Genomic DNA, 23,544 nt, shown 5'->3' with positions numbered 1-23,544 from the left:
CAAACCGGGGGATATATTGACGTTTAAAAGTCGTCTGCTGTTATTTACCTTGATTTGGTTTTTAGTCAGCGCGCTGGTGTTAACAGCGCTGAGTGTGATGGTGTGGGAAGAGAATTCCTTGAGAGCCCGCCAAATACTCCATCGCGATCTTGCGGTTCACATGCGGGATGATAATCCTTTGATGATCGGGGAGGACTACAGCCCTGATGCCCTGTCGAGTATTTTTCACACCCTGATGTTGCTAGGGCCGGATTTCGAGATCTATTTTCTCGATCCTGAAGGCAATATCACGACTTCAGGACCACCGCTTTCTTCCGTGGTGAGAAACCGGGTGGATCTTACCCCCATAAAAGCGTTTATCGATGGAGAAAATGCGCCCGTTTTGGGTGGGAACCCTTTAACGGAGTCGGGCAAGGAAGTGTTCTCTGCTGCGCCTATCATAGAAAATGGCCAAATCATGGGCTATCTCTACGTAGTCATTGGTAGCCAACACGACAATGCGTTGCTCGATCCCCAATCGTTAGTCCATTTTGCCCCCGTTGTTTTGGCTGCTTTGGTCGCTATCTTGTTGTTTTCCATGATGGTCTACAGCATGGTGCTCCGTCGTATCATCACGCCGGGGCGAAAAATGGTGCGGGAGATTGAACAGGCGGCTGTCGACGAGTTTCGTGTTTCCCCTCCGCTGAAATTTACCTCACCGGAAATGCAGGAGATGGCCTCACAGTTTCGCCGTATGTTGATTGTTATCCAGCAGCAGTTTGTCCAACTGAGGGTTCAGGAAGCACAACGGCGTGAATATCTGGTGCAATTAAGCCACGATCTCAAAACCCCGTTGGCAAACGTACTGGGTTATCTGGAAACCTGGCGTATCCAGCATTCGGAAGGACGGAGCATGATTGACACCGCCTACCACAATGCAAAACGTCTGCAGAATCAAATTAAACAACAGCTTGAGGCTGCCAGATCCCCGTCTGCAAAAGTGGTGCTTACTTACCGGGAGTTGGATGTAGAAAGGTTTATCAGCGATGTGAAAAGCCGATTTGAGCTGTCACTGAGCCATAAACAACTCGAATTGTCGGTGACGATTACAGAGCCGTTTTTAATCATGGCAGATGAGCAGTTGCTCAACCGTGTATTCGATAACCTGATGGAAAATGCGATTCGGCACAGCCCCGTGAAATCGGCGCTGATGCTGGTGGCGGAAAAAGGCGGCGCGGGAAAGGTACAATTCTCGTTAACCAACCCGATAGATTCACAAAGCCATTCCGGCAGTTTGGGAATGGGGGGAAAGATCATCGATGCAATCCTCAGTTTGCATCAGTCTGTGTTGGACAAAACACTGCTGGATGGAAACCCTGCCGCCTACCGCGCGCGTTTCGTACTCACAGCGGCTGCAAAATCCGCCTCGCCTTCCCTTACCGCCATTCCAAAGCCTGCAGTTGAAGACGATGCGCCGCCGATGGACTCAAACTATCCCTCCCTCAACGCAGAAGAGTGGCAGGAAGGATTGGAGCCGGAAGACGATCCGTCGCTGCATATTTCAGCCTCTGAACAAATTGATGAAAGGGAAGACTTACCGTCGTTTTGCGCTGTCACGGTGAAGAAAGCAGACGATGGTAATGAAGAAGAGGAGAATGAAGAGAAGCCAGCGCGAAAAGAAGGGTAGGACGGAAAGCCCTACCCGTAATGAATCCAACGTTAGCCAATGAAGGACGGCAACAAACCCGCCATTGCAAGGAAATGGAACAATGCTGTCAGTACACCGAACAGGATCACAGCGCCAATCATTGCTTTACCGCCCGGCGCCATAAACCCTTGCTGACCACCCGCCAGTGTACGGGACTTCATTGCCAGCAATGCAGGGATGATACAAGCCCACACGGTTGCGGCAGCACCTGCGTAACCAATCGCCACGATAAAGCCAAATGGGAACAGCAGAGACATCACCAATGGTGGCAGGAAAGTAACAGCCCAGCATTTGGTGCGGCCGGCTTTGGTGTCATCAAACTTGAAATAATCCGCCAGAAAATCGAATACCCCAAGGCCTACCCCGATAAATGACGACAGAATTGCGGCCATGGAGAAGGCATTGATGGCTCTCGACACACTGTCAGAAGTGATCACACCATCCAGTTGTTTCAACAAGGCATCCACATTGCCGCCTTGTTCGATAACCGGGCCAAACTCGTGGCGGGGCAAGTTGCCAAAAATACTGATTAGCCAGAGGCAGTAGAGTGCCAGCGCAATCACAGTACCGCCTAAAATCGCGTATTTGGCTTTGCGCTCTTCACCGTAATAGGCGCGCATGGAAGATACAGAATGGTGATAACCAAAAGAGGTCAGGGCAACAGGCAGCATTGCCATCGCATAGGGGGCGTATTGGCGGTCTGGGTTCGCGGTGTCAAGCAGGACTGCGATATCAACGTTTACCGCCATGCCGGAAACACCAAACACAAAACTCAGCACCATAAACGCGATCAGCACCACAGAAATACGGTCAACGGCGCGGGTTGAATGCCAGACAAACAGTGAGAAAACCGCAACAAATATCACCGACGTGATTTGGCTACTGATGCCGGTGATTTCCTGAAGGATCAAGCCGGAAGAAGTGATATAGGCATATAATAAAATGCCGCCGACGAAATAAACGGTAATGTTATTAAAGAAATTGATTTTATCGCCAAGCAGATCTTTGGTGACGGAATTAAATGAAACTTTTAAATCATAATGTTTGAATGACTCAAGCAACATCCAGCCAGATATTGTCATTACAATCATGGTGATACTGATGGCAAGAATAGACCAGACTGTCCATGCGCCTGCGCCGGAACTGGGTAATCCCAACATACCTGCGCCTACACAGACGCTGGCAATAATACAGGAACCACCAATTAAAGATGGACTTTTTTCCATAATAAAGTCTCCAGTATCCGGCCATATTGTTTGACCGGAAAAATGTTTCACATTATGGGGAAATATCCAACCAGGCTGAGATTTGTTGAATTTTAGATCTCAGACAGATTGAAAAAAAAGAGCGCAATGAATATTGCGCTCTGGGTGTTAATTAGTGTGCTGTTTCAAGCTCTCTTTTTTCTGTCTTCTTTGCTTCTACCGGCTCAACTTCTTTCAAGCGGGCAGTGAAGTGACGGAGGACAGCTGGCTCATAGGTAAAATCGAGGCCTTTCACGTTGCGCGCATTTTTCTTCACTTCGCCAAAGGCTTCAATGATGAAGTCCATGTGTGATTGGGTGTAGGTGGCACGAGGAATGGTCAGGCGCAGCAGCTCTGCCGGGCAAGGGTGCTGTTTGCCAGTCGCAGGGTCACGGCCCAGTAGCAGTGAACCAATTTCTACAGCGCGAATACCGGCCACTTTGTAGAGTTCACAAGCCAGCGCGTGCGCAGGGAACTGATCAGCAGGAATGTGCGGTAGCAGTTTACCCGCATCTACAAACGCAGCGTGACCGCCCGCTTGCTGACAAACAATGCCAATCGCTTCTAGGCCATCTACCAGGTACTGAACCTGCTTGATACGGTACTCCAGCCACTCCTGACGCATGCCGTCATACAGGCCGACAGCCAGACGCTCCATTGCGCCGCCTTCCAGACCACCGTAGGTTGGGAAACCTTCTTGCACCACGCACAGGGTGCGACATTCCTGATATACATCCATCATGCTTTCATCTTTGAAGCACAGCAGACCACCCATTTGCACCATGGCATCTTTCTTGGCCGACATCGCCAGACCATCCGCGTATTTATATGCTTCGCGGGTGATTTCAGCGATTGTCCAATCCTGGAAGCCCGGCTCACGCTGCTGCACAAAGTAGGCGTTTTCAGCAAAACGGGCAGAGTCCATGATCACAGGGATGTCGTATTTCTGGCCGATTTCGTACACCGCTTTCAGGTTCGCGATAGAAACCGGCTGACCACCGGCAGAGTTACAGGTGATAGTGCTGACAATGTAAGGCACGTTGGCTGGGCCCGCTTCCAGAATGGCGGCTTCCAGTTTCTCAAGGTCGAAGTTGCCTTTGAAATCTGCTGTCACAGAGGTGTCAAAGGCTTCTTTGGTGTACACGTTTTTCGCGACACAGCAGTTTACTTGGGTGTGGCCTTGGGTGGTATCGAAGAAGTAGTTGGACAGCGCGACCATCTTGGTGCGATCCAGACCTTTTTCTTTCTCACGTTTTTTGATCAATACAGGGATGTAGATTTGCTCTGCACCACGGCCCTGGTGGGTCGGGATAGTCAGGTCATAGCCGAAGATGTCTTTTACCGCATTTGCCAGCGCATAGTAGCTGCGGCTGCCGCTGTAAGCTTCATCGCCACGCAGCATTGCAGCCTGCATGTCCTGGGTGATCGCACCGGTGCCGCTGTCGGTCAGAAGGTCGATAAATACGTCTTCACTGTCTAACAGGAACGGGTTCATGCCCGCTCTCAGGATGGCTTCTTCGCGATATTCGCGGGTAGTGCGCTTTACTGGCTCAATAACACGGATACGGAATGGTTCTGGCAGATGTTTGAAGTTTTCCATGGGGTTACCTTTTCTATTTTTATCTGCGGCAAACTTTTCGTTGTTTATTTTGGTAAAAGTGTGCCGTCAGAAAATTAATCTGATTTATTGGATTTAAAATTGCTTTAAAAACAACGGGTAAATAAACTGACTAAAAATATCAGAAATTATTTATGATGTTGTTTGACAGGCGCAGGAGTGCGCGCAAAGAAAGGAATTACGCAGGGAAGAAGAACGCGATTTTATAATCGAGCGTGATCCAGTGATTGATTTTGGTTTTGTTTGTCATCTTTACCAACCTGAAACAGGGACATTCAAACTAACAAATATAAATATTAGTAACCGTGAATCTGATGATGTCTGGTTACTTAACTACAGTATCTATAGTCGACTAATTTTCGTCATTATGAAAGTCGAGGATATGAGAACACGTCGACAAAATTTTCTCCGCCTTTTTCCATATTGCTGCCAACCATCACATTGCGTTATGCGCGGTGTTTCTGGGCTGTAGAAGTATCAATACCACAATGCCCAACAATACAGCACTCAGGATGGCACCAAGACGTTTCCCATCCTCCACAAATGCGCTGCCAGCACTGTTGGTCAAGCCGTAGTAAACCAGCACCACGAAACCGGAATAGAGAAGTTGGAAAGTGTTGAAGCTCGCCCGTTTCTGCATGGCATGTATCCCCATTAGCAGGGCACAGACCAGCGCCATACCGATGTGTCCGACCAGATTGGTTTGCAGCATATTCATCCCCAGCACAGGCAGCGCATAGAGAAATCCGGCGTAGGTGGCGAGCAGGCGGCGGATGCCATAGCTGTGTCCGTTGGCGGGATCTGGGTCTTTGATCACCAGCGCCACGACGATGATCATAATGGTGCTCTGTACCAGTTCCCATCGAATGGCGTAAACCAGTACCAGAAGGACAGCCGCTGCCTTAAACGCAATGTGCCAGATTTCCGTGTGCACCGCTTCATGGGGCGCGGGTTTGGCATCGGCAGCTATCGGCTCTCCGCCGGGGACGAGGAAATAGCTGAGGTAAGCGGTGAATGCAGCGATCGCGATATTCTTGGCGAGCCCAAGTGGCACCTGGGTCACGTCGATGCCCTTTTGGCGTGAAAACACGGCAATCATCGCGGTAGAGACAATCAAGAGTGTCGCCAGTAAATCCTGCGGGTTTTCCCGTGCACGTTGCATACACCAGACAAACACCACGTATAACACGCTGTAGTAAACCAGTGGCTGGTCAAGCAGTAGGTTACTGATTGCGGCTTGAAGCCACGCTGTGGCAAACAGGACAACCGTCATCAACAGCACCATTTTCAAAGGTGGCGGTTTGGACGAGGTAGTGAGAAATACCGCGCACAGGGCAGGGCCAATCAAGGGAATATCTGTGCCGAAAATGTGCTGCCAGAACATCAACAGCAGCGGAAACAGAGCGACACGGATGATCCCGTTGCCGGGTTTACGAAACATAGCTCAGATAGCTCCAGATCCAAGTCCAGAGGTCGAGCAGCCATTCGCCGAATTCAGATTGTCCGGGGTAGAAACTCACCGTTGCCCGTCCACCGTAGCGCAAGGTGACATCCGGCGGCAGGTCGAAAAACCGGATATTGACCGGAAAGCGCTGAGCATGCTGGATACCGGTCGGTGAATTAAACAGACCGCTGTTGCTGTTGACTTCGAGGTTGCCGTTTCCGCTGCTCCCCCAGCCAATGGATGTCACTTCACCATGGAAAATACGCCCTGGATACGCATCAAGCACCACTTTGACCAAGGTGCCTCTGTTCAGGTAGGCGAGGGAGTTTTCCGCCACCATGGCAGTCAGCCAGAAATAGCGGTTATTTACGTAGGTCATCATGGGATGACCGGCAGCGGCATAATCCCCGGCGGCAAGGTTCATGTTGGTGATCACGCCGCCTGCCGGAGAGCGCAATTCGGTATAGGAAAGGTTAAGCAATGCCTGATCGAGATTGTTCAGCGCGGATTTGACCTGCGGGTTGTTCTCTCCTTTGGGGCCCAGCGCCTGCCTGGCTTTTTCCAAATCGGCCGTCGCCTGTGCAAGCGCCGCTTTCGCTGAATTGAGCGAGGCGACGCTGTCATCCAATGTGGCTTGACTGACGACGCCGCGGCGAGCGAGGGAGCGGTTTCTTTCCGCGTGTTGTTTGGCGTTGGCTAATTTCACCTTCGCAGCCACTTCATTGGCTTTGGCGGCATCAATGGCAGATGAGTCGGCGTTGACCGACTGGGTTGCCTGTTGCAACTGCAGACGGGCTGCGGTGACTTTGAGTTCGAACGGGTCGCGCTCAATGGTCAGCAGCAGTTGCCCCTGTTTGACGGTGGCGTTGTTGATAACAGAAATGGAAGCAATGGGCCCAGAAACCTGTGGACTGATGCGGATGATTTGCCCATTCACACGGCCGTGGTCTGTCATGGGCGTCACCCTGTCCGCCCAAAGGGTATAAAACCAAAGCAATAAGGCGACAACGATGAGGTAGTAAGTAAAACGGCGAGCGCTGCTGACAGGCGATTTCGCCGTTTGCTTTTCGCTCTCATCACTTGCCGCGGTGTCAGCAGTTTCGTCACTCATTGCCACATACCCTAGCGCCAGATAATGCCAAATCACGTTGATGAACATGAAGTTGCGTATAACCAAAAAGTCTATGAAGCAAGAAGGAGAGAAGTTGTCCAATTTCGGACACAAGGCGTTAAAAATAACAGCGCCCATCGTATGGGCGCTTTGGTGGGGGATTACTTGCCGGTAAAGGCGGGGCGGCGTTTTTCTATAAATGCGTGCATGCCTTCTTTTTGGTCTTCGGTGGCAAACAAGCCATGGAAGGCGCGCCTTTCGGCTTTTACGCCGTCGCTCACGGATAAATGCTCTCCGAAACATACGCACTCTTTTGCCAGCAGCACGGCCGGTTTGCTGTACGCGGCGATGATCTGGGCGGCTTCCATGGTTTCTGCCAGCAGCTTTTCATCGGGTATGACACGGGAAACCAGGCCGGCGCGCTCGGCCTCAATGGCATCCACCATACGTCCCGTGAGGATCATATCCATGGCTTTTGCCTTGCCGACAAGTTTGGTCAGGCGCTGTGTTCCTCCCATGCCGGGGATCACGCCGAGTGTCAGTTCAGGTTGTCCAAACAGGGCAGACTCAGCAGCAAAGATAACGTCACACATCATTGCCAGCTCGCAGCCTCCGCCCAAGGCATAGCCGGAGACAGCGGCGATAACTGGCGTGCGGATATTGCCCAGCGCTTCCCAGCCTGCAAAGTAGTCACTGGCAGTCATTTCCTGATAACTCATGGTCGACATCTCGCTGATGTCTGCCCCGGCAGCGAATACCTTGTCTGAGCCGGTCAGAACAAAACACCCCACTTCCGGATCCGTATCATAGGTTTGAAGTGCTGCCAGTAAGTCCTCCATCAGCGCAGTGTTCAGGGCATTACGTTTTTCAGGACGGTGCAGGCGCAAAACCACCACCTTGCCGACTTTTTCAATCTTGATAGTCATGATTTTATCCTCTTGTTAGGAATCCCAAATCGCACCAAAGGCGGGGATGCCACGGCTTTCCAGGCCATAGACGACCTGACGGGTTAATTTCTGGTTGGCAATGCAGATAACCGCTTCTGCACCGAATGACTGGTAAGCGGCATACGCCAGTTGAACCATGTCCGGCTTGCCGTTTTCATCTGTATCCCAGATAAGAGCATCGGGCTGGGCGGCGAGAATTTCGTCCACCAATTCGTCACCGTATGTTTTGCGTGGGCTACGGGTTGACCAAACCAGATGCATCGGGAGTTTTTTTGCCAGCAAGTGAGGCAGGCAGGGGCCAATACCGCTGCCGGTTGCCACATAAACCACCCGCTTGAAAAGCACTTCGATATTGGCGACTCCGGCGGTGGGAACGCCTTTTACCCAAAGGTGTGAGGGCTTGTCGTCTATCAGTTTTCCTGTCCAGTCCCCGGCGCGGGAAACGGTCAGCCGGTAGCCGGATTTGTCCGGCCAGGGCACATTGGCGAAGTGATGCCATTCCAGCAGCGGGGAGCGGCTGATCGACATAGAAGAACCCGCAAACGGAGTTACGCCATAATCGAAAGTGAGCAAGGCTACGTGGCTCGATGGTGTGGAGATTTTTACCGGCACGCGGCGCAGTCTCAGCCAGGGCAACACAATGCTGAACGTCATGATGGCGAGCATCCAGACTTGCGGTGTTTCAAGCGCCCACTGCCAAAGCGGGATAGCTTGATTGGTACTGGCTGCGAGGGAGAAGGTCTGTACCCAAAACAGGATCAGCACAGACCAGCCTGCAAAGCGGTGGGTGCGCTCAAAGGCGTTGTGGTACTTGCGGCGGATGTTCGGCATCGCCATGGCAATCATCACACTGAGTAAGGTGATAGTGCCGAGAGAAGCACCAAGCGTGATCGACGATACGTCTAGGTTGCCCTGGGTGAGCTGGAAAAACAGCGCCCCGGTATAAAGGGCAAACCACAATGTGCCATTGACAGCGGTACCGGAATGCAGCCCACCGTGGTGATAAACCTTGCCAAGATGCCAGCGGACGGAAAGCGGCCAGTGAACCGGTGCACGGGTGGCGAGCCAGAACAGAAAATTAATCACATATTGTTGGCGCACCAGAATCGTGACGAAGAAATTGGCAATCACCATGTTATTCATAGCTTGCAGGTTCAGGTTACCCGCGCTGAACCAACCGCCTTCAGTCATGCCGTAAACCAGCCAGCCAATATTGATAGCAGAGACGAGGATCACCAGCCGCACATAGTGCTCCAGTGCCGGATTTTTCCAAATCCGTTGTAGCAGCGGCTGCTTGGCAGGCAAGGTGGTTTCCATCATTGAGGTGCTCATGCCTGTTCCTCCTTCGAACCATGAAAGAGGTGGTAAGTTTCCAGCAGTAGGGCTTTGTCCACTTTGCCGCGGTCGGTCAACGGAAATGAAGTCAATGTCATTACCCGCACCGGTACCGCGTAGTAGGGCAGGTGAGCGGCAACGTGTTCAATGGCGGTACGCTCGTCGACGGTTGACGGTGTAACAAACGCTGCAAGGTAATTGTTGTCGACCTTGATAGTGACGGCTTTGTCGCAACCGGGAAGCTGCTCAAGGATATTGGAAACCGCATCCAGCTCGACCCGGAAGCCTTTCACCTTGACCTGATCATCGGTACGCCCTAAATGTTCCAGCTCGCCAGTTTCTGTCCAGCGTCCCAAGTCCCGGGTGCGGAACATGGTGTGACCGTCTCCCAGGAAAGGGTCAGGGCGGTAACGCGCTTCACTCAGGGTGGCATTGGCAAGGTACCCGCGGGTGACACAATCGCCGCCTGCCCACATTTCACCGACTTCACCAATGTTGCAGGGGGTCATATCGTCTCGAAGGATGTAGACGGTGTTGTTGGGCGTCGGTTTGCCAATCGTCAGTGTGTCACCGGGGCGGAACAGTTTGGCCGTGTTGATGATGGTGGTTTCTGTCGGGCCGCAGGCATTGTAAAAATCGCAGAACTCGCCCCAGGTTTCCGCCAGTGGCAGTGGGCATGGCTCACCGGCCACTGCAACGGTTTTTACCTCCCGGCACTGTTCGGGGGGGATTTGCCCCAGAATCGAAGGAGTCGCGATGATCACATCCACATTACACGCGGTGTGCTCGATGACCTTCTCGCGGATCACCAGAGTCGCCCCGTGGCAAAGCGCCACGTAGATTTCCCAGGCAGACATATCAAAGGCAATACTGAGCAGTTGCCCGACCCGCATGCCCGGTTTAACACCAAGGTTACCGGGGCGGGTCATCACAATATTGCAGACATTTTTGTGAGTGACCTGAACGCCATTGGGGTTGCCAGTGGTGCCGGAAGTAAACAGGACGAAACAGCGGTTATCCGGCTTGTGACTCCGTTTACCGCCTATTGGGGTTTGTTTGAACGTAGCGCTTTTCATCAAGGTATCGAGGGCGATAACGTCCACCTTGTCGAAACCGGGCAGACTGTCTTCATGCTCTGACAGAGTGAGGACGACCCTGACATGAGCGACATCGACAATGTGCTCAAGTTGGTGTGCAGGTGCGACACCGGCATGCTGCGGAATGTAGCTGGCTCCAATTTTCAGGCACGCCAGCATACCGACAACCATGGGGATTGAACGGGTCAGAAACAGCCCGACCGCATCGCCTTCGCGGACATCGTTTTGTTGCAACCAGGTGGCCAACCGCTCGGCATTGTCGTTGAGTTCCTGGTAGGAGAGAGAATGGCGGCCATGAACAAGGGCAGTGGCGTTTGGGGTAACACGCGCATAATGTTCGAAGGCCTGATGGAGTGTACGAAAGTCCGGCGCCTCACTGGGGCCAGTGCCAAAAGCCATAAACTTTAGTTTGTCGCGGGTACTGAGAAAACCCAGTCGCTCTGCTTTGATAACGAGATTGTTTTTGCTAGCCAGCAATGGTGCAGCATAACCATCTGTACTGATGAGTGCCGTCATGTTTTTCTCCCTAATTGCGTTTCCTAGTGCTCCAACCCATGAGGAGCTGCAATAGAGAAAAATTAACTGACAAATCTCGCGAAATTCTCACAGAGCCTTCGCAAGGACTTCTTAATTCAGAGGAAACGGTGAAACGTTTTAAAGGCTCTCACCTTTTTCAATCCGGTAACCCAAGTCGATGGTCTGTTCCCAGTTTGGTTCTCCTTTGAGCCGTTTCAGCAGTTGCTCGGCGGCTGCCTTGCCGATCTCCTCACGTGGGGTAACCACAGTGGCCAGCTTGGGTACCATGGCCCGGCTGATATCCAGCCCATGAAATCCGGCAATAGCGATATCCTCAGGTACTCGGATCCCTCGGCGTTGGCACTCGTAGAGCGCGCCAATGGCCAAGTCATCGTTGGTGCAGAACACGCCATCAGCGTCGGGATACTCTGAAAGCAGCTTGCTTAACAGTGTTGCCCCCAAAGTAAATGAGGAGGCTTCTTCGGTCTGGAGGGTGATCGGGGTTTGGCCGTGGCGTTGCAACGCTTGTTTGTAACCGGCCATTTTCAGGAGCGTTCGCTCATCCATCCGGGCAGCAAAATAGGCGATGTGCTGGCAGCCGCTCTCGAGCATAACAGTGGTCATCGCATCGGCAGCGGCTGTGTTGTCAAATCCGACTGACTGTTCCACGCAAGGGGAGACGGAGTCCATGATCTCGATGACAGGGATCGAGGCGGTTTCCAGCATCTTGCGCGATTTATCGGTGTGGGTGGTCTGGGACAGAATGATGGCATCGACGTTGTAGGACAGCAGCGATGCGATGCTTTGTTCTTCCAGTTCTGCACTGTAGCCATAGTGCGCGATCATTGTCTGGTAGCCTGCAGGCGTGGTGACGGATTCGATACCGCGGATAACTTCCGCAAAGACCTGGTTGGTCAACGAAGGCACCAAAACGCCAATGGCGTTGCTTTTGGCGTTGGAGAGAATGTCCGGTGCGCGGTTGGGGATATAGCCCAGTTCTTCCAGGGCGTCGGCAATTTTCTGCTGCAGCGCGCCTGAGACCTGCGAAGGGTCACGCAGAAAGCGGCTAACGGTCATTTTGGTGACACCAACGCGGTCGGCGACATCCTGAAGTGTGGGTCTTTTCTTTTTATTCGTCATTCCAGCATTCTGATCTTGTTAACACCATTCCTTGTGCGAGTTTATGTTACACCCTCGCGTCACGCTGGGATACCGGGGGAGTGTTGGCGTCCCACTAGGTAGACGCCTTTATCATTTACATCGGGGTTTCACGCTGCACCGGATCATGCCATGTCAGATGGAAGGTGCGGTTTTCATCGCAATCAACCCGTGCATAGGTGTGGGAGCCAAAATAGTCCCGCTGTGCTTGCAGTAAATTGGCCGGCGAGGTTTCAGTGCACAACGCATCGACATAGCTCAGTGCCGAACTGATGCCGGGAAGGGGAACACCCGCCAGCGCACCGTTGGCGACTGTCTGGCGCCAGCCGACACTTTTTTGCGCCAGTATGTCGGCAAGCGGCTCTGCGAAAAGTAAATGGCGAAGGTTTGGCGTTGCGTCAAACGCCTGGGCGATTTGGTGCAAAATGCCCGCGCGGATAATGCAACCTGCCCGCCAGATACGGGCAACTTTCGCCAAATCCAGTTGCCAGCCCTGATGGTCGGATTTTGCCTTCATCAGGGCAAACCCCTGCGCGTAAACCGCGATTTTTGCGCACACCAGCGCCTCTTCAATCCCATTCAGTATGGCGTTGTTGTCGCGTATCTCGATAGCCACTGTAGGCAATTTGATCGTTCGGCTCGCTTCTACACGCTGCCCTTTTTGCGCACTTTGGGCGCGGGCAAACACCGCCTGGGTAATGGTAGGCGCGGGTTCGCCTTCCTGCAAACTATTTACCGCTGTCCAAAGCCCGGTGCCCTTTTGTCCAGCTTTATCGAGCACAACCTGAACGAAAGGCTGACCGGTGACGGGATCGGCGGTTTTCAGAATATCGGCGCTGATCTCCATCAGGTAACTGTTGAGTGCGCCCTGATTCCAGCGTTCAAACACCTTCCCGATTTCATCCGGGGTCATACCAAGAAGGTCGGTCATCAGCTGATACGCTTCGCAAATCAGCTGCATATCTGCGTATTCAATGCCGTTGTGCACCATCTTCACATAATGGCCGGCACCTGCCTGACCAAGATAGGCGGCGCAAGGTTCACCGGCGTGGAACGGAGCGACGGGCTGGCCATTGGGGTCGACCTTGGCCGCGATAGCTTCCCACATGGGCTTAATCGCGCTCCATGCGGATTTATCCCCGCTCGCCATCAATGCCGGGCCATGACGGGCGCCCTCTTCACCACCGGATACCGCCGTGCTGAAAAAACGCAGACGTCCATGATACTGCTGTTCGCGGCGCTCGCTGTCAGTCCACAAACTGTTGCCGGTATCCACCACGATGTCGTCAGGTTCAAGACCGGCGTCAAGTAACGACTGGATGGCGATATCGACTGCATCACCAGCCGGAACAGACAACACCAGAATTCGCGGTGTGCTTAATGACCCCAGCAATGCTTGCAAATCCTCAGCGTCAAAATAGACACCGCGATCAATCAGGGCGCCTTCATTGGCTGCACGCCCGCGGTTGACAGGGTTAAGATCGTAGCCTGAAACAGCAAAGCCATGATCGAGCAGATTGAGCGCCAGACTTTTTCCCATCACGCCAAGACCGACCAATGCGATATCACTTTTGGTCATCATTGGCTCCTTGCAGGGCGCTGAGGATTTGCGCTACCACATCGTCAGCCTCTTTTGCGATATCGATGTAAATCGCTTCTTCTGGGGTTGGCTCAACCAAGGTGTCAAACTGGCTGATCAGCATTTTTTCGCCGCTGAAATAGTGGTTGGTGCGTTTTTTATGCCGCGACCAAATGGTGTCAAAATCCCCTTTGAGGTAAATGATGGTTATCCCGTCGTTATTGCTGCGTAAGATGTCGCGGTATTCAGGTTTTAGCGCCGAGCAGGCGACGACCAGATCGGTATGCTGCCGGAAAAGCCCATTTAAGGTTTGCAGCCAGCCTTGACGGTCTTGGTCGGTCAGTGGAATGCCTTGACGCATTTTCTTGACGTTCTGCTCAGGGTGATAATCATCGCCATCAAAAAATGGCATGCCAAGTGCTGTGGCAACCCGATGACCAATCAGGCTTTTCCCTGAGCCTGAAACGCCCATCACTAGAATCTTATTCGTTTTCATTGTGTTGTTTTCCTTTCAACTCCCTGTATCGGGAAGGGGCGCAGGCAGGCTGCGCCTTATTGTCAGAGTGCTATTTCCACCACATCGCCAGTTGTGGGAAGACAATGGTCAGACCCAATACAAAAATCTGCAGTGCGATAAATGGCAGCAGCGAGCTGAATATTTCGCCCAGACTGATGTCTTTGGGTGCCACAGATTTGAGGTAAAACGCCGCAGGGCCAAAGGGTGGTGACAGGAAAGAAACCTGCATGTTGAGGCAGAACACCACACCAAACCAGATAGGGTCATAGCCAAGCTCGGTGATCATTGGGACGAAAATGGGCATGGTGAGAAGTGCAACGCCTACCCAGTCGAGGAACATACCCAGCACCAGCAAAATTAGCATCATGATCAGCAGAGTGGACAAAGCGCCGCCGCCACTGAGTGAGAAGATGACATCGCCGACAAAATCAATTCCGCCCATCAGGTTATAGATGCCGACCAACGCGCTGGCGCCGATACCGATCCAGATGATCATGCCGCAGGTGCGCATGGTGGCAATGGCACTCTCTTTAAGCATGTTAAAGGTCAGCTCGCCGCGGATGGCGGCGCTGATGATAATGCCGACAACGCCGAGCGCAGACGCTTCGGTCACCGACGCGATACCGCTGTAGATACTGCCCAGCACCACAGCAACAGACAGCAGCGGGAAGAACAGGGCTTTCATGTAGCTGACGTGAGCTTCGCCCTCGGCCTCTTCATCGGAAATGTCCGGCGCTAGTGAAGGGTCGAGGTAGCAGCGAATTAGCACGTAACCCATGTAGCAACCGGCCAGGATCAGCGCAGGTACAAAGGAGGCTTTAAACAGATCGCCAATCGATACGCTGGCGGTCATACCGTAAATAATCAGGACGATACTCGGTGGCAGCATGGTGCCAAGGGCGCCGCCGGCACAGGTGGTACCAATTGCCAGTTTTCGGTTGTAGCCAAGGCGTAGCATTTGCGGCAATGCCAGAATACCGAGCAACACGGTTTCTCCGCCAATGACGCCGCTCATGGAAGCCAGAACCACAGCGACAAGCAGGGTTTGCACGGCCACACCGCCACGAACCCGTTTACCTATCACACGCATAGCGTTAAACAGATCTTTGGCAATGCCGGAGCGGTCGAGGATAGAAGCCATCAGCACGAACATGGGCACGGCCAGAAACACGTAACCGGAAACGAAACTGAAGGTGCGGCTTGCAATCAGCGGTAAGGCGTTGGGGCCAAACCAGCCGAGCGTGAAAAACAGGGCAACGAAGCCGGTGACAAATGCCAGTTGCATGCCCGTCAGCAGCAGGCCGATCATCATGGCCAGCATCAGGATGCTGCCCCAGCCTAATCCTATGGAGGATAATTCAAACATCTTGCGACTTCCTTAAACGGCTGATGTCTTCAATGAGGTGCAGGATCATCTGCAGCACCAGAATGCACAGTGCGACGAAAATCATGCCTTTCAGCAAGGCGGGATAAGGGGCGTTGAGCACGGAACCGGAGGTTTCAAGGCGTAAATCGCCCCAGGGGGCAAACCAAGACTCTTCCATGGTGAAGTAAGCGGCGTATGCCAACATGCCCGAAAAGGCGAGGCCAAAAAAGTGGTGTACCAGATTGAGGTATAAACGGCTTTTGGGTGACACCGCATCATAAAGCAACACTACGCGGACATGCTTATTGGTGGCAAAGGCGTAGAGGCCACCGAAGATAAACAGGGCGCCGCCGATGAAGGAGGCGGTTTCATGCACCCAGATGGTAGGGGCATTAAACGCGTAGCGCATCACGACTTCGTAAAAAGAGATCAAGGCGGTAGCGATAAACATCAAGCTCAAGACGTTACCCAGGCGGACGATCGCCACATCAAGCCAATTGCGCGGCGTATCGTCACTGTTGTGGGGTGTCGGAGACGGATTAATTTGCATAGTAGTTCGTCCTGGTTGGGGAGGGCTATTACCCTCCCCGGAAACGAAAGAGAGGATTAAAGCAAGCCGTTGCTGGTCAGGAAGGTCGTCACGGAGTCGTACACTTTCTGCGCATTTGGCGAGCGCTCAGCAAATACCTGCCATTGTGTTTTGGCAATCTCGCGGAATTTCTTACGCTCGTCGCTAGACCAGTCGTGAATGGTGATCTCAGGGTTCGCTTGCGCTTCAGCAACAGCGGCTTGGTCTGCGATTTTAAGCTGGGTGGTGATGTCATAAGAGAAATCACGGACGGAAGTTTTCAGGATCTCCTGTAGATCAGCGGGCATGGCATCCCATTTTTTCTGAGAGATGGAGATGTCAATCAGCGGCAGTGAGTGGAAACCAGGTTGCACCGGATGGGTGGCGATGTCGTTCATGCCCGCTTTTTGGTTGGTGGAAAACACCGTGTAGTCAGCGGCATCGATAACGCCTTTGCTCAGGCCGGTAAACACTTCTGAGCCCGGCAGGTTAACCGGGGTGGCACCTGCCGCCGCGAACACTTGCTGAACCAAGCCTTCCGGGGCACGCAGCTTCAGACCTTTTAGATCATCAACACCATTCAATGGTTTTTTTGAAACGAATGACTCAACGCCAGTGGTCGATGCACCAATGAAATGCACACCGTATGGTGCGTAAAGCTCGGTCATCAGTTCATTGCCGCCGCCGTAGTTCATGTATTGCAGCAGTTGAGTGGTATCAGACCAGGCACCCACCATGTTGCCAATCAGGCCAAACGCAGGATCTTTGCCAGAGAAATAACCCGTGGCGGTGACATGACCGTCAATCACGCCCAATTTGATCGCATCCAAGGTTTCAGTATGCTTAACCACAGAGCCAACCGGCAGCAGATCGATTTCGATGCGGCCGTTAGACATTTTTTCAACACGTTCAGCCCAGTCTTCCTGCAGTTGGTAATTAAGGTCGCCCGATGGGTCAGACGATTGAATTTTCAGCGTGAAATCGGCAGCAAGTGCAGAGGTAGAAAGCAGTCCTGTTACAGTGGCAGCCAGCATGGCTTTTTTTAACATCTTCATTTTAGAGGTATCCTTATAGGTTCCACGTTATTGCTTTATCGCTTTACTGATGTTTCTCGTTTAATCGCTCGGCACACTTGTTACCGGTAACGTTGCAATATTGTTACCGGTAACGCGGAACTAATTCCTAGATCTAGATCACATATTCTTCATTTGTTAACGCAATGTTTTATGTTTGTGTGAAATGTGGCGCTCTGGCTTTTGTAAGGGAGGCGAACAATCAGTCTGGGAAATACTTGGATTTGTTGCAGAACGAACGTCCAGAAAATGGCCCGCAAGGGGCCATTTCCAATGAGCTAGCGTGGAGTGGTGAGATTTGCGGGATGGAGATCAGTCGCTGTCAGAGGTCGCGCTCAATACTCGCTTCCCGCGGCTCGTCATCGCCGGTTTTCCAAATCGTCCAGCCCATCACGCCAAACAAAATGGTCACCAATGGCGAAATCCAACAGAAGAAATTAAAAGGCAGATAGGCGAGGGTGGCAACGCCAAGGGTCGCCGCCTGATACGCACCGCCGGAGTTCCACGGCACAAGGTTGGCGGTCACGGTAGCGGAATCTTCCACGGCGCGTGAGAGATTTTCCGGCGCCAATCCCCGCTCTCGATACGCTTCGGCGTAGCTTCGCGCACTCATTACAATCGCCATGTACTGGTCACACAGGATCAGATTGGCGCCAATGGCAGTCAGCACGGTCGAAACTATCAGCGAGCCCGTCGATTTCGCTGCCGAGAGAATTTTATCGGCAATCACCCGAAGCTGGTTGGTACGCTCCATCACCCCACCGAACATCATCGCCACGATGATCAAACTGATGGTGTACATCATCGAATCCAACCCGCCGCGGCTTAGCAGTGAGTCCACATCTTCAATTCCGGTTTCAGAGGTATAACCGCCAAAAGCGACACTGGCAATGGCGTTGTAGTCTGCGCCCTGTAGCCCTGCAGCACAGACCGCACCGGCAATGACACCCAGTGCGATGCCGGGAATGGCAGGCATTTTTTTGTAGCTAACAAACAACACCAATAACAACGGCAGGAATAAAACGGGGTTGATAAAAAAGGCGTTATCCAGCGTGGTCAGAATGGTGTTGATACGTTCTATGTTGCCGCCACCAGAGCTGTACTTCATCCCAATCACGGCTTCAATGATAAGGGTGAGTGTGATGCTGACGCCTGTGGTGTAGGACATGTGTTTAATGTGGGTGAACAGATCAGTGCCCGCCATGGCTGGCGCAAGGTTGGTGGTATCGGAAAGGGGAGACATCTTATCGCCGAAGTAGGCGCCAGAAAGCACCGCACCGGCAACCAGCGGAAGAGGAAAGCCCAAGCCGCCACCGACCCCCATTAACGCCACGCCGATGGTACCGGTTGTCCCCCAACTGGTGCCGGTAGCCAGTGAAGTCACGGCGCAGATAATCACACACGCAGGAAGGAAGATCTCCGGTGCGAGGATTTTCAGGCCGTAGTAAATCAGGGTAGGCACCACTCCGGCGAGGATCCAGACACCAATCAATGCACCCACAATCATCAGGATAATCATCGCGGGCAAGGCGTTATAAATACCATTCACCATACCGCCCTGAATATCTTTCCACGAAAAACCGCATTTGAGTGCAATAAGGCTGGCGACAATAACACCCAGCAACATGGGTACTTGCGGGTCTAAACCATAAAGCACAATGGAAACACTGATCCCGACAACCAGTGAAAGTAGGGACAAAACGGCTTCCCATAATTTTGGCGCGCGGGCACCTTCTGGAATATCAGTCTTCATGCTACCTCCAGTTGTTGACATTTTGACTGAAAAAGATGACGTGCGACGCCAAGACCGGGTCGCAACGACACAGAAGTGAGGCGTGGTGGTATCGCGTCCCTGCCAGCAATATTGACGAGTGGGTAGCTGTTTCGGCGGGTGATCGTATCCGGCGCCGCCATTAATCGCAGTGTGCGTTGGCGGGAAACGTTATGCTGCGCGTGGCTTTTTAGGGCTAAGCCTTCCTACCTCAATGTTTATCCTATGTGTGGCAGGGGGCTTATCGCGTTCAAGAAGTGAGATGTGTTAAGGATTTGTGTTGTTTTTCTGAATGCATGTATTCGGTTTCTGTTGAAAACCGTCTTTTTATCTACTTTTGTTTTCCTATCCGGCCAAGGTGAGTAAATGAAAAACCCTGCTGGTATTTGAGCCCGTAGCCGAGCGCCCGGTCGAATCCGATATGGGCAAACCAGATAAGACAAATTGGCAATGCCGCCGGAAACGGCATAAACGCAGCCAGGACGATGAGCAGGAAAGGGCCGATCGAGGAGTGGGTGATATTGTAGGCTATCGCACCAATGCGAGGGCTGGCCAAAAACGCCAGCAGTGCGATATCAGGCAGCAGGATCCAGGTAAAAAACATCGACCAGGCGAACCCTTGCTGGTGGTAAAGCGCAAGGGCAGCCAGAAATAATCCAAGGCCTTCCAGTCTCAATACGTTTCGCACGTTTCCCTGTGCTGCACCTGTCATAGGGTTTCCTTACTCAGTGAAAAGTCGCCCGGTTGGTATAGGCGAGGCTGTCGAACAGCGCGACCGCTTCAGCGTAATCGGCTTCGTCATCCAGATAAATGCCCAACTGAATATAGCTGGTATGGGAAAAAGCGAAGCCATACATAGAGGCCACTTTGAAATCGTTGGTTTCTTCAAACAGACGGTAGCGGTAACGGAGGACGCCATTTTCATCGCTTTCAAAGGTATCGAAAGCTTCGCTGGCCTGATCTTCCCGCACCCATTCCAACGCGTCTTCACGTGATTCAATCGCGTCGATTCCCCAGATAAAACACCAGATCGTCATCCCCGGTCGCCACAACACCAGATCGCCATCTTCCATCCGGCTTTCAAAAGGCTCGGGCAGGGTCAGTGCCCATTCATCAGTCAGTGCATATTCGCCAGAAACGGCGTCGAGTTCGTTTACGTTTTGCATGTGGGTGATTGCGCAAATTGCGGTAGTCGCAAAGTCGTTCAAGATGCAGGCAAGACTACCACTGTTGACGATGAAGTGCGCGGAAAAAGGTACTTTTCAGTTCGATTGACTGGACACGGTGATCTTCTGAAAGTGAGTCAGCTCAAATTTTCCTGTCAATCTGCAACCAAATCAGGGATCAAAATCACGCATGCAAACTCCTCATAAAGATCTATCGAAACGTTTCGATTATTGTCAGCGAAACGTTTCGATGAGATCGGATTCCGGCACGGAAAATCAAAACGAACCGGAGACTCATCGACAATTAGCCGCTGTAGAAGGTTAACAAATGAAAAAAAGCACCTTACTGAATTCTGATATTGCCCATTTAGTTTCCACGCTTGGCCACACCGACGAATACACCATTTGTGATGCCGGTTTGCCCATTCCCCAGCATGTTGCTCGCATTGATCTGGCGCTGACCCATGGCGTGCCGGGCTTTATTGAAACGGTGCGTGTAGTGCTGAGCGAATCACAAATCGAAGGCGTGATTCTGGCGGAAGAGTTCGCCACCGTGAGCCCAGAGTGCCACGAAGCGCTGATCCAGGAAATCCGCCACGAAGAAGCGCGCAGCGGGAAAAATATCGCTATCCAATACGTTTCCCACGAAGCCTTCAAACTGCGCACCCACGACAGCCATGCGGTGATCCGCACCGGTGAATGCACGCCATACGCAAATGTGATTTTTCAGGCTGGCGTCGTTTTCTAAGCGCTTTGGATTTGAGTGAGACGAGGACATTCCTATGACTCAGGCAATATTGCAACTCAGCGAGATTGAGAAAGCTTTTCCCGGCGTGAAGGCGCTGGATAAAGCGAGCCTGAACGTTTACCCAGGGCGCGTAATGGCGCTGATGGGCGAAAACGGCGCGGGTAAATCGACGTTGATGAAAGTGCTGACCGGCATTTATTCACTGGATGGCGGCGCGATCCGTTACGAAGGCAAACCGGCGGCATTCAAAGGACCACGGGATTCACAGCAGGCGGGTATCAGCATTATCCACCAGGAACTGAACCTGATCCCGGATCTGACCATTGCAGAAAACATCTTCCTTGGCCGCGAGTTCACAACGCCGTTTGGTCGCGTGCAGTGGGACAAAATGTACGCTGAGGCGGACAAATTACTGGCGCGCCTGAATGTGAAACACAGCGCTAAAACCCTGCTGGGTGCGTTGAGCCTTGGCGAGCAGCAGATGGTGGAAATCGCCAAAGCGCTGTCGTTTGAATCCAAGGTCATCATCATGGATGAACCGACCGATGCCCTGACAGATACCGAAACTGAATCCCTGTTCAAGGTGATTAACGAGCTGCGCGATGAAGGCTGCGGCATTGTTTATATCTCCCACCGCCTGAAAGAGATCTTCACCATTTGTGACGACATTACCGTGCTGCGCGACGGCAAGTTTATCGGCGAATGTCAGGTGAAAGACATCGATGAAGACCGTCTTATCGAAATGATGGTGGGGCGCAAGCTGGAAGAGCAGTATCCGCGCATTGCGGTCACCCACGGCGACACCTGCCTGGAAGTGAAAAAAGTCTCCGGCGCTGGCGTGAAAGATGTGAGCTTCACCCTCAAGCGCGGCGAAATCCTGGGCGTTTCTGGCCTGATGGGCGCGGGGCGTACAGAACTGATGAAGGTGATTTACGGTGCGCTGCCACGCGACGGTGGCGATGTGGTGCTGAACGGCAAAACCGTCAACCCCATCAGCCCGCGCGATGGCCTGAGCAATGGCATTGCCTATATCTCGGAAGACCGCAAAGGCGATGGTCTGATCCTTGGTCTTTCGGTGAAAGAAAACATGTCTATCTGCTCGCTGGATAAGCTCTCCAACGGTGTGCAAATCCGTCACGGCGACGAAGTGATGGCAGTGGATGACTTTATCAAACTCTTCAACATCAAAACCCCGACCCGTGAGCAGCTTATCGGCAACCTTTCCGGCGGTAACCAGCAAAAAGTGGCGATTGCCAAAGGGCTGATGACCAAGCCGCGTGTGTTGATCCTCGACGAGCCAACCCGCGGCGTCGATGTGGGGGCGAAGAAAGAGATTTATCAGCTTATCAACCGATTCAAAGCCGAAGGCATGAGCATCATTCTGGTTTCTTCCGATATGCCGGAAGTGCTGGGCATGAGCGACCGCATCATGGTGATGCATGAAGGCCGCATAACCGGCGAGTTTGATGCCAAAGACGCCGATCAAGAAACACTACTGGCCTGCGCTGTAGGTAAATACGTTAAGAAGGATGCAGCATGAGTACCAACGCCGTAACCCAAACCAGCACTGACAGCAAAAAGCTGTTCAGCAAAGCGTGGTTGATTGAACAAAAATCCCTGATTGCGCTTTTGTTCCTGATTGTCGTGGTGTCATTCCTGAACCCGAACTTTTTCACCGTCGACAACATCTTAAACATCCTGCGCCAGACCTCGGTCAACGCCATTATCGCGGTGGGTATGACCTTGGTTATCCTGACTGCCGGTATTGATCTCAGCGTTGGCTCTGTGCTCGCACTTTGTGGCGCATTTGCTGCAACCCTGATTGGGATGGAGTTGCCTGTGCTGGTGGCCGTGCCAACCGCTTTGTTTGCCGGTGCTGTGCTGGGTGCGATTTCCGGCATCATTATCGCCAAAGGCAAGGTACAGGCATTTATCGCCACCTTGGTCACCATGACTCTGCTGCGCGGCGTGACCATGGTGTACACCGAAGGCCGCCCAATCTCGACCGGTTTTACTGACACGGCGGATGCGTTTGCCTGGTTTGGTACCGGCTACGCGCTGGGCATTCCGGTGCCTGTCTGGATCATGGTGGTGGTATTCGCCGCGGTCTGGTATCTGCTGAACCACACCCGTTTCGGCCGCTACATCTATGCGCTGGGCGGTAATGAATCGGCGACCCGTCTGTCCGGTATCGACGTCGATAAAGTCAAAATTGGTGCCTATGCGATTTGTGGTCTGCTGGCAGCACTGGCGGGCATTATCGTGACCTCACGCCTGTCCTCAGCACAACCAACCGCAGGTATGGGCTACGAGCTGGATGCGATTGCAGCCGTGGTTCTGGGTGGTACCAGCCTGATGGGCGGTAAAGGCCGCATTATGGGCACCCTTATTGGTGCGCTGATCATCGGCTTCCTCAATAACGCCCTGAACCTGCTCGACGTTTCTTCCTACTACCAGATGATTGCCAAAGCAGTGGTGATTCTGCTGGCGGTCATGGTCGACAACAAAAACAAGTAACCCTACGAAACAACAATCAGTAAACGTGTAGAACGCGCGGCTGCAACGACAGCAGCGCACCATAAAACAAAAGGATGTAGAC

21 protein-coding genes are annotated in these 23,544 nt (G+C 52.6%); 4 read left to right on the top strand and 17 right to left on the bottom strand.

Annotation, left to right across the window (positions count from 1 at the left end; all coding sequences use genetic code 11):
* Positions 1-16: 16 nt before the first annotated feature.
* Complete coding sequence (locus KU854_RS11095) at positions 17-1,666, top strand: sensor histidine kinase (RefSeq protein ID WP_218358616.1); 1,650 nt, start codon at positions 17-19, stop codon at positions 1,664-1,666.
* A gap of 32 nt (positions 1,667-1,698) precedes the next feature.
* Here the strand turns inward: KU854_RS11095 and KU854_RS11090 are convergent, their stop codons facing one another.
* The 17 genes from KU854_RS11090 to KU854_RS11010 all read right to left on the bottom strand — a co-directional run bounded on the left by KU854_RS11090 (position 1,699) and on the right by KU854_RS11010 (position 20,197).
* Positions 1,699-2,913 carry an aromatic amino acid transporter gene (locus KU854_RS11090; protein ID WP_218358615.1) on the bottom strand — a complete coding sequence of 405 codons (1,215 nt, stop codon included), beginning with the start codon at positions 2,911-2,913 and terminating at the stop codon, positions 1,699-1,701.
* 151 nt (positions 2,914-3,064) lie between these two features.
* Entirely contained in the window at positions 3,065-4,531 is a 1,467-nt protein-coding gene (gene tnaA / locus KU854_RS11085) for a tryptophanase (protein ID WP_218358614.1), read from the bottom strand.
* 196 nt (positions 4,532-4,727) lie between these two features.
* Positions 4,728-4,799, bottom strand: coding sequence for a tryptophanase leader peptide (tnaC, locus tag KU854_RS25150; RefSeq protein WP_218358657.1), 72 nt, complete (start codon positions 4,797-4,799; stop codon positions 4,728-4,730).
* A gap of 186 nt (positions 4,800-4,985) precedes the next feature.
* Entirely contained in the window at positions 4,986-5,990 is a 1,005-nt protein-coding gene (locus KU854_RS11075; RefSeq protein WP_218358613.1) for a DUF2955 domain-containing protein, read from the bottom strand.
* Entirely contained in the window at positions 5,980-7,104 is a 1,125-nt protein-coding gene (locus KU854_RS11070) for an HlyD family secretion protein (protein WP_218358612.1), read from the bottom strand. Before KU854_RS11070 ends, KU854_RS11075 begins: the two co-directional genes overlap by 11 nt.
* Before the next feature lie 161 nt (positions 7,105-7,265).
* Entirely contained in the window at positions 7,266-8,030 is a 765-nt protein-coding gene (locus tag KU854_RS11065) for an enoyl-CoA hydratase-related protein (RefSeq protein WP_218358611.1), read from the bottom strand.
* 15 nt (positions 8,031-8,045) lie between these two features.
* Entirely contained in the window at positions 8,046-9,383 is a 1,338-nt protein-coding gene (locus KU854_RS11060) for a hypothetical protein (RefSeq protein WP_218358610.1), read from the bottom strand.
* Entirely contained in the window at positions 9,380-10,999 is a 1,620-nt protein-coding gene (locus KU854_RS11055; RefSeq protein WP_218358609.1) for an amino acid adenylation domain-containing protein, read from the bottom strand. Before KU854_RS11055 ends, KU854_RS11060 begins: the two co-directional genes overlap by 4 nt.
* A gap of 138 nt (positions 11,000-11,137) precedes the next feature.
* Positions 11,138-12,139, bottom strand: coding sequence for a gluconate operon transcriptional repressor GntR (gene gntR / locus KU854_RS11050; protein WP_218358608.1), 1,002 nt, complete (start codon positions 12,137-12,139; stop codon positions 11,138-11,140).
* A 115-nt stretch (positions 12,140-12,254) separates the two neighbouring features.
* A complete protein-coding gene (gene gndA / locus KU854_RS11045; protein ID WP_218358607.1) occupies positions 12,255-13,736 on the bottom strand; it encodes an NADP-dependent phosphogluconate dehydrogenase in 1,482 nt (493 codons plus the stop codon).
* Positions 13,723-14,232, bottom strand: coding sequence for a gluconokinase (locus tag KU854_RS11040; RefSeq protein WP_218358606.1), 510 nt, complete (start codon positions 14,230-14,232; stop codon positions 13,723-13,725). Before KU854_RS11040 ends, gndA begins: the two co-directional genes overlap by 14 nt.
* Positions 14,233-14,302: 70 nt before the next feature.
* The gene (locus KU854_RS11035; protein ID WP_218358605.1) at positions 14,303-15,619 is read right to left on the bottom strand and encodes a TRAP transporter large permease; all 1,317 of its coding nucleotides are present in this window, start codon (positions 15,617-15,619) and stop codon (positions 14,303-14,305) included.
* Positions 15,612-16,169: a TRAP transporter small permease subunit gene (locus KU854_RS11030; protein ID WP_218358604.1), complete on the bottom strand. Its 558-nt coding sequence runs from the start codon at positions 16,167-16,169 to the stop codon at positions 15,612-15,614. Before KU854_RS11030 ends, KU854_RS11035 begins: the two co-directional genes overlap by 8 nt.
* Positions 16,170-16,225: 56 nt before the next feature.
* Complete coding sequence (locus KU854_RS11025) at positions 16,226-17,242, bottom strand: TRAP transporter substrate-binding protein (protein ID WP_218358603.1); 1,017 nt, start codon at positions 17,240-17,242, stop codon at positions 16,226-16,228.
* A gap of 340 nt (positions 17,243-17,582) precedes the next feature.
* Positions 17,583-19,013, bottom strand: a complete 1,431-nt coding sequence (nhaC, locus tag KU854_RS11020; RefSeq protein WP_218358602.1) for a Na+/H+ antiporter NhaC — start codon at positions 19,011-19,013, stop codon at positions 17,583-17,585.
* Between the two features lie 349 nt (positions 19,014-19,362).
* Positions 19,363-19,743 (bottom strand): DUF4260 domain-containing protein, encoded by a 381-nt coding sequence (locus KU854_RS11015; RefSeq protein WP_218358601.1) that lies wholly within the window; start codon positions 19,741-19,743, stop codon positions 19,363-19,365.
* Positions 19,744-19,756: 13 nt separating this feature from the next.
* Positions 19,757-20,197 (bottom strand): hypothetical protein, encoded by a 441-nt coding sequence (locus KU854_RS11010; RefSeq protein WP_054779985.1) that lies wholly within the window; start codon positions 20,195-20,197, stop codon positions 19,757-19,759.
* Between the two features lie 328 nt (positions 20,198-20,525).
* Between KU854_RS11010 and rbsD the strand changes: the two genes are divergently transcribed.
* From rbsD to rbsC, 3 genes are read left to right on the top strand one after another with little or no spacing between them, the layout of a single operon-like run.
* The gene (gene rbsD, locus KU854_RS11005) at positions 20,526-20,945 is read left to right on the top strand and encodes a D-ribose pyranase (protein WP_218358600.1); all 420 of its coding nucleotides are present in this window, start codon (positions 20,526-20,528) and stop codon (positions 20,943-20,945) included.
* A gap of 34 nt (positions 20,946-20,979) precedes the next feature.
* On the top strand, positions 20,980-22,485 hold the full coding sequence (rbsA, locus tag KU854_RS11000; protein ID WP_218358599.1) for a ribose ABC transporter ATP-binding protein RbsA: 1,506 nt from the start codon (positions 20,980-20,982) through the stop codon (positions 22,483-22,485).
* Positions 22,482-23,462, top strand: coding sequence for a ribose ABC transporter permease (rbsC, locus tag KU854_RS10995; RefSeq protein ID WP_218358598.1), 981 nt, complete (start codon positions 22,482-22,484; stop codon positions 23,460-23,462). Before rbsA ends, rbsC begins: the two co-directional genes overlap by 4 nt.
* Positions 23,463-23,544 lie beyond the last annotated feature (82 nt).

It is taken from the genome of Enterovibrio paralichthyis (assembly GCF_019209835.1).
Classification (GTDB): Bacteria; Pseudomonadota; Gammaproteobacteria; order Enterobacterales; family Vibrionaceae; genus Enterovibrio; species Enterovibrio paralichthyis.
Note: the sequence above shows the minus strand (reverse complement) of the source record. Positions and strands in the feature narration are given on the sequence as shown.

What these genes read in the sequence shown, in the direction of transcription:
- KU854_RS11090 (WP_218358615.1), bottom strand. Translation starts at nt 2,913, where the DNA reads ATGGAAAAAAGTCCATCTTTAATTGGTGGTTCCTGTATTATTGCCAGC.
- tnaA (WP_218358614.1), bottom strand. Translation starts at nt 4,531, where the DNA reads ATGGAAAACTTCAAACATCTGCCAGAACCATTCCGTATCCGTGTTATT.
- KU854_RS11075 (WP_218358613.1), bottom strand. Translation starts at nt 5,990, where the DNA reads ATGTTTCGTAAACCCGGCAACGGGATCATCCGTGTCGCTCTGTTTCCG.
- KU854_RS11070 (WP_218358612.1), bottom strand. Translation starts at nt 7,104, where the DNA reads ATGAGTGACGAAACTGCTGACACCGCGGCAAGTGATGAGAGCGAAAAG.
- KU854_RS11065 (WP_218358611.1), bottom strand. Translation starts at nt 8,030, where the DNA reads ATGACTATCAAGATTGAAAAAGTCGGCAAGGTGGTGGTTTTGCGCCTG.
- KU854_RS11060 (WP_218358610.1), bottom strand. Translation starts at nt 9,383, where the DNA reads ATGAGCACCTCAATGATGGAAACCACCTTGCCTGCCAAGCAGCCGCTG.
- KU854_RS11055 (WP_218358609.1), bottom strand. Translation starts at nt 10,999, where the DNA reads ATGACGGCACTCATCAGTACAGATGGTTATGCTGCACCATTGCTGGCT.
- gntR (WP_218358608.1), bottom strand. Translation starts at nt 12,139, where the DNA reads ATGACGAATAAAAAGAAAAGACCCACACTTCAGGATGTCGCCGACCGC.
- gndA (WP_218358607.1), bottom strand. Translation starts at nt 13,736, where the DNA reads ATGACCAAAAGTGATATCGCATTGGTCGGTCTTGGCGTGATGGGAAAA.
- KU854_RS11040 (WP_218358606.1), bottom strand. Translation starts at nt 14,232, where the DNA reads ATGAAAACGAATAAGATTCTAGTGATGGGCGTTTCAGGCTCAGGGAAA.
- KU854_RS11035 (WP_218358605.1), bottom strand. Translation starts at nt 15,619, where the DNA reads ATGTTTGAATTATCCTCCATAGGATTAGGCTGGGGCAGCATCCTGATG.
- KU854_RS11030 (WP_218358604.1), bottom strand. Translation starts at nt 16,169, where the DNA reads ATGCAAATTAATCCGTCTCCGACACCCCACAACAGTGACGATACGCCG.
- KU854_RS11025 (WP_218358603.1), bottom strand. Translation starts at nt 17,242, where the DNA reads ATGAAGATGTTAAAAAAAGCCATGCTGGCTGCCACTGTAACAGGACTG.
- nhaC (WP_218358602.1), bottom strand. Translation starts at nt 19,013, where the DNA reads ATGAAGACTGATATTCCAGAAGGTGCCCGCGCGCCAAAATTATGGGAA.
- KU854_RS11015 (WP_218358601.1), bottom strand. Translation starts at nt 19,743, where the DNA reads ATGACAGGTGCAGCACAGGGAAACGTGCGAAACGTATTGAGACTGGAA.
- KU854_RS11010 (WP_054779985.1), bottom strand. Translation starts at nt 20,197, where the DNA reads ATGCAAAACGTAAACGAACTCGACGCCGTTTCTGGCGAATATGCACTG.
- rbsD (WP_218358600.1), top strand. Translation starts at nt 20,526, where the DNA reads ATGAAAAAAAGCACCTTACTGAATTCTGATATTGCCCATTTAGTTTCC.
- rbsA (WP_218358599.1), top strand. Translation starts at nt 20,980, where the DNA reads ATGACTCAGGCAATATTGCAACTCAGCGAGATTGAGAAAGCTTTTCCC.
- rbsC (WP_218358598.1), top strand. Translation starts at nt 22,482, where the DNA reads ATGAGTACCAACGCCGTAACCCAAACCAGCACTGACAGCAAAAAGCTG.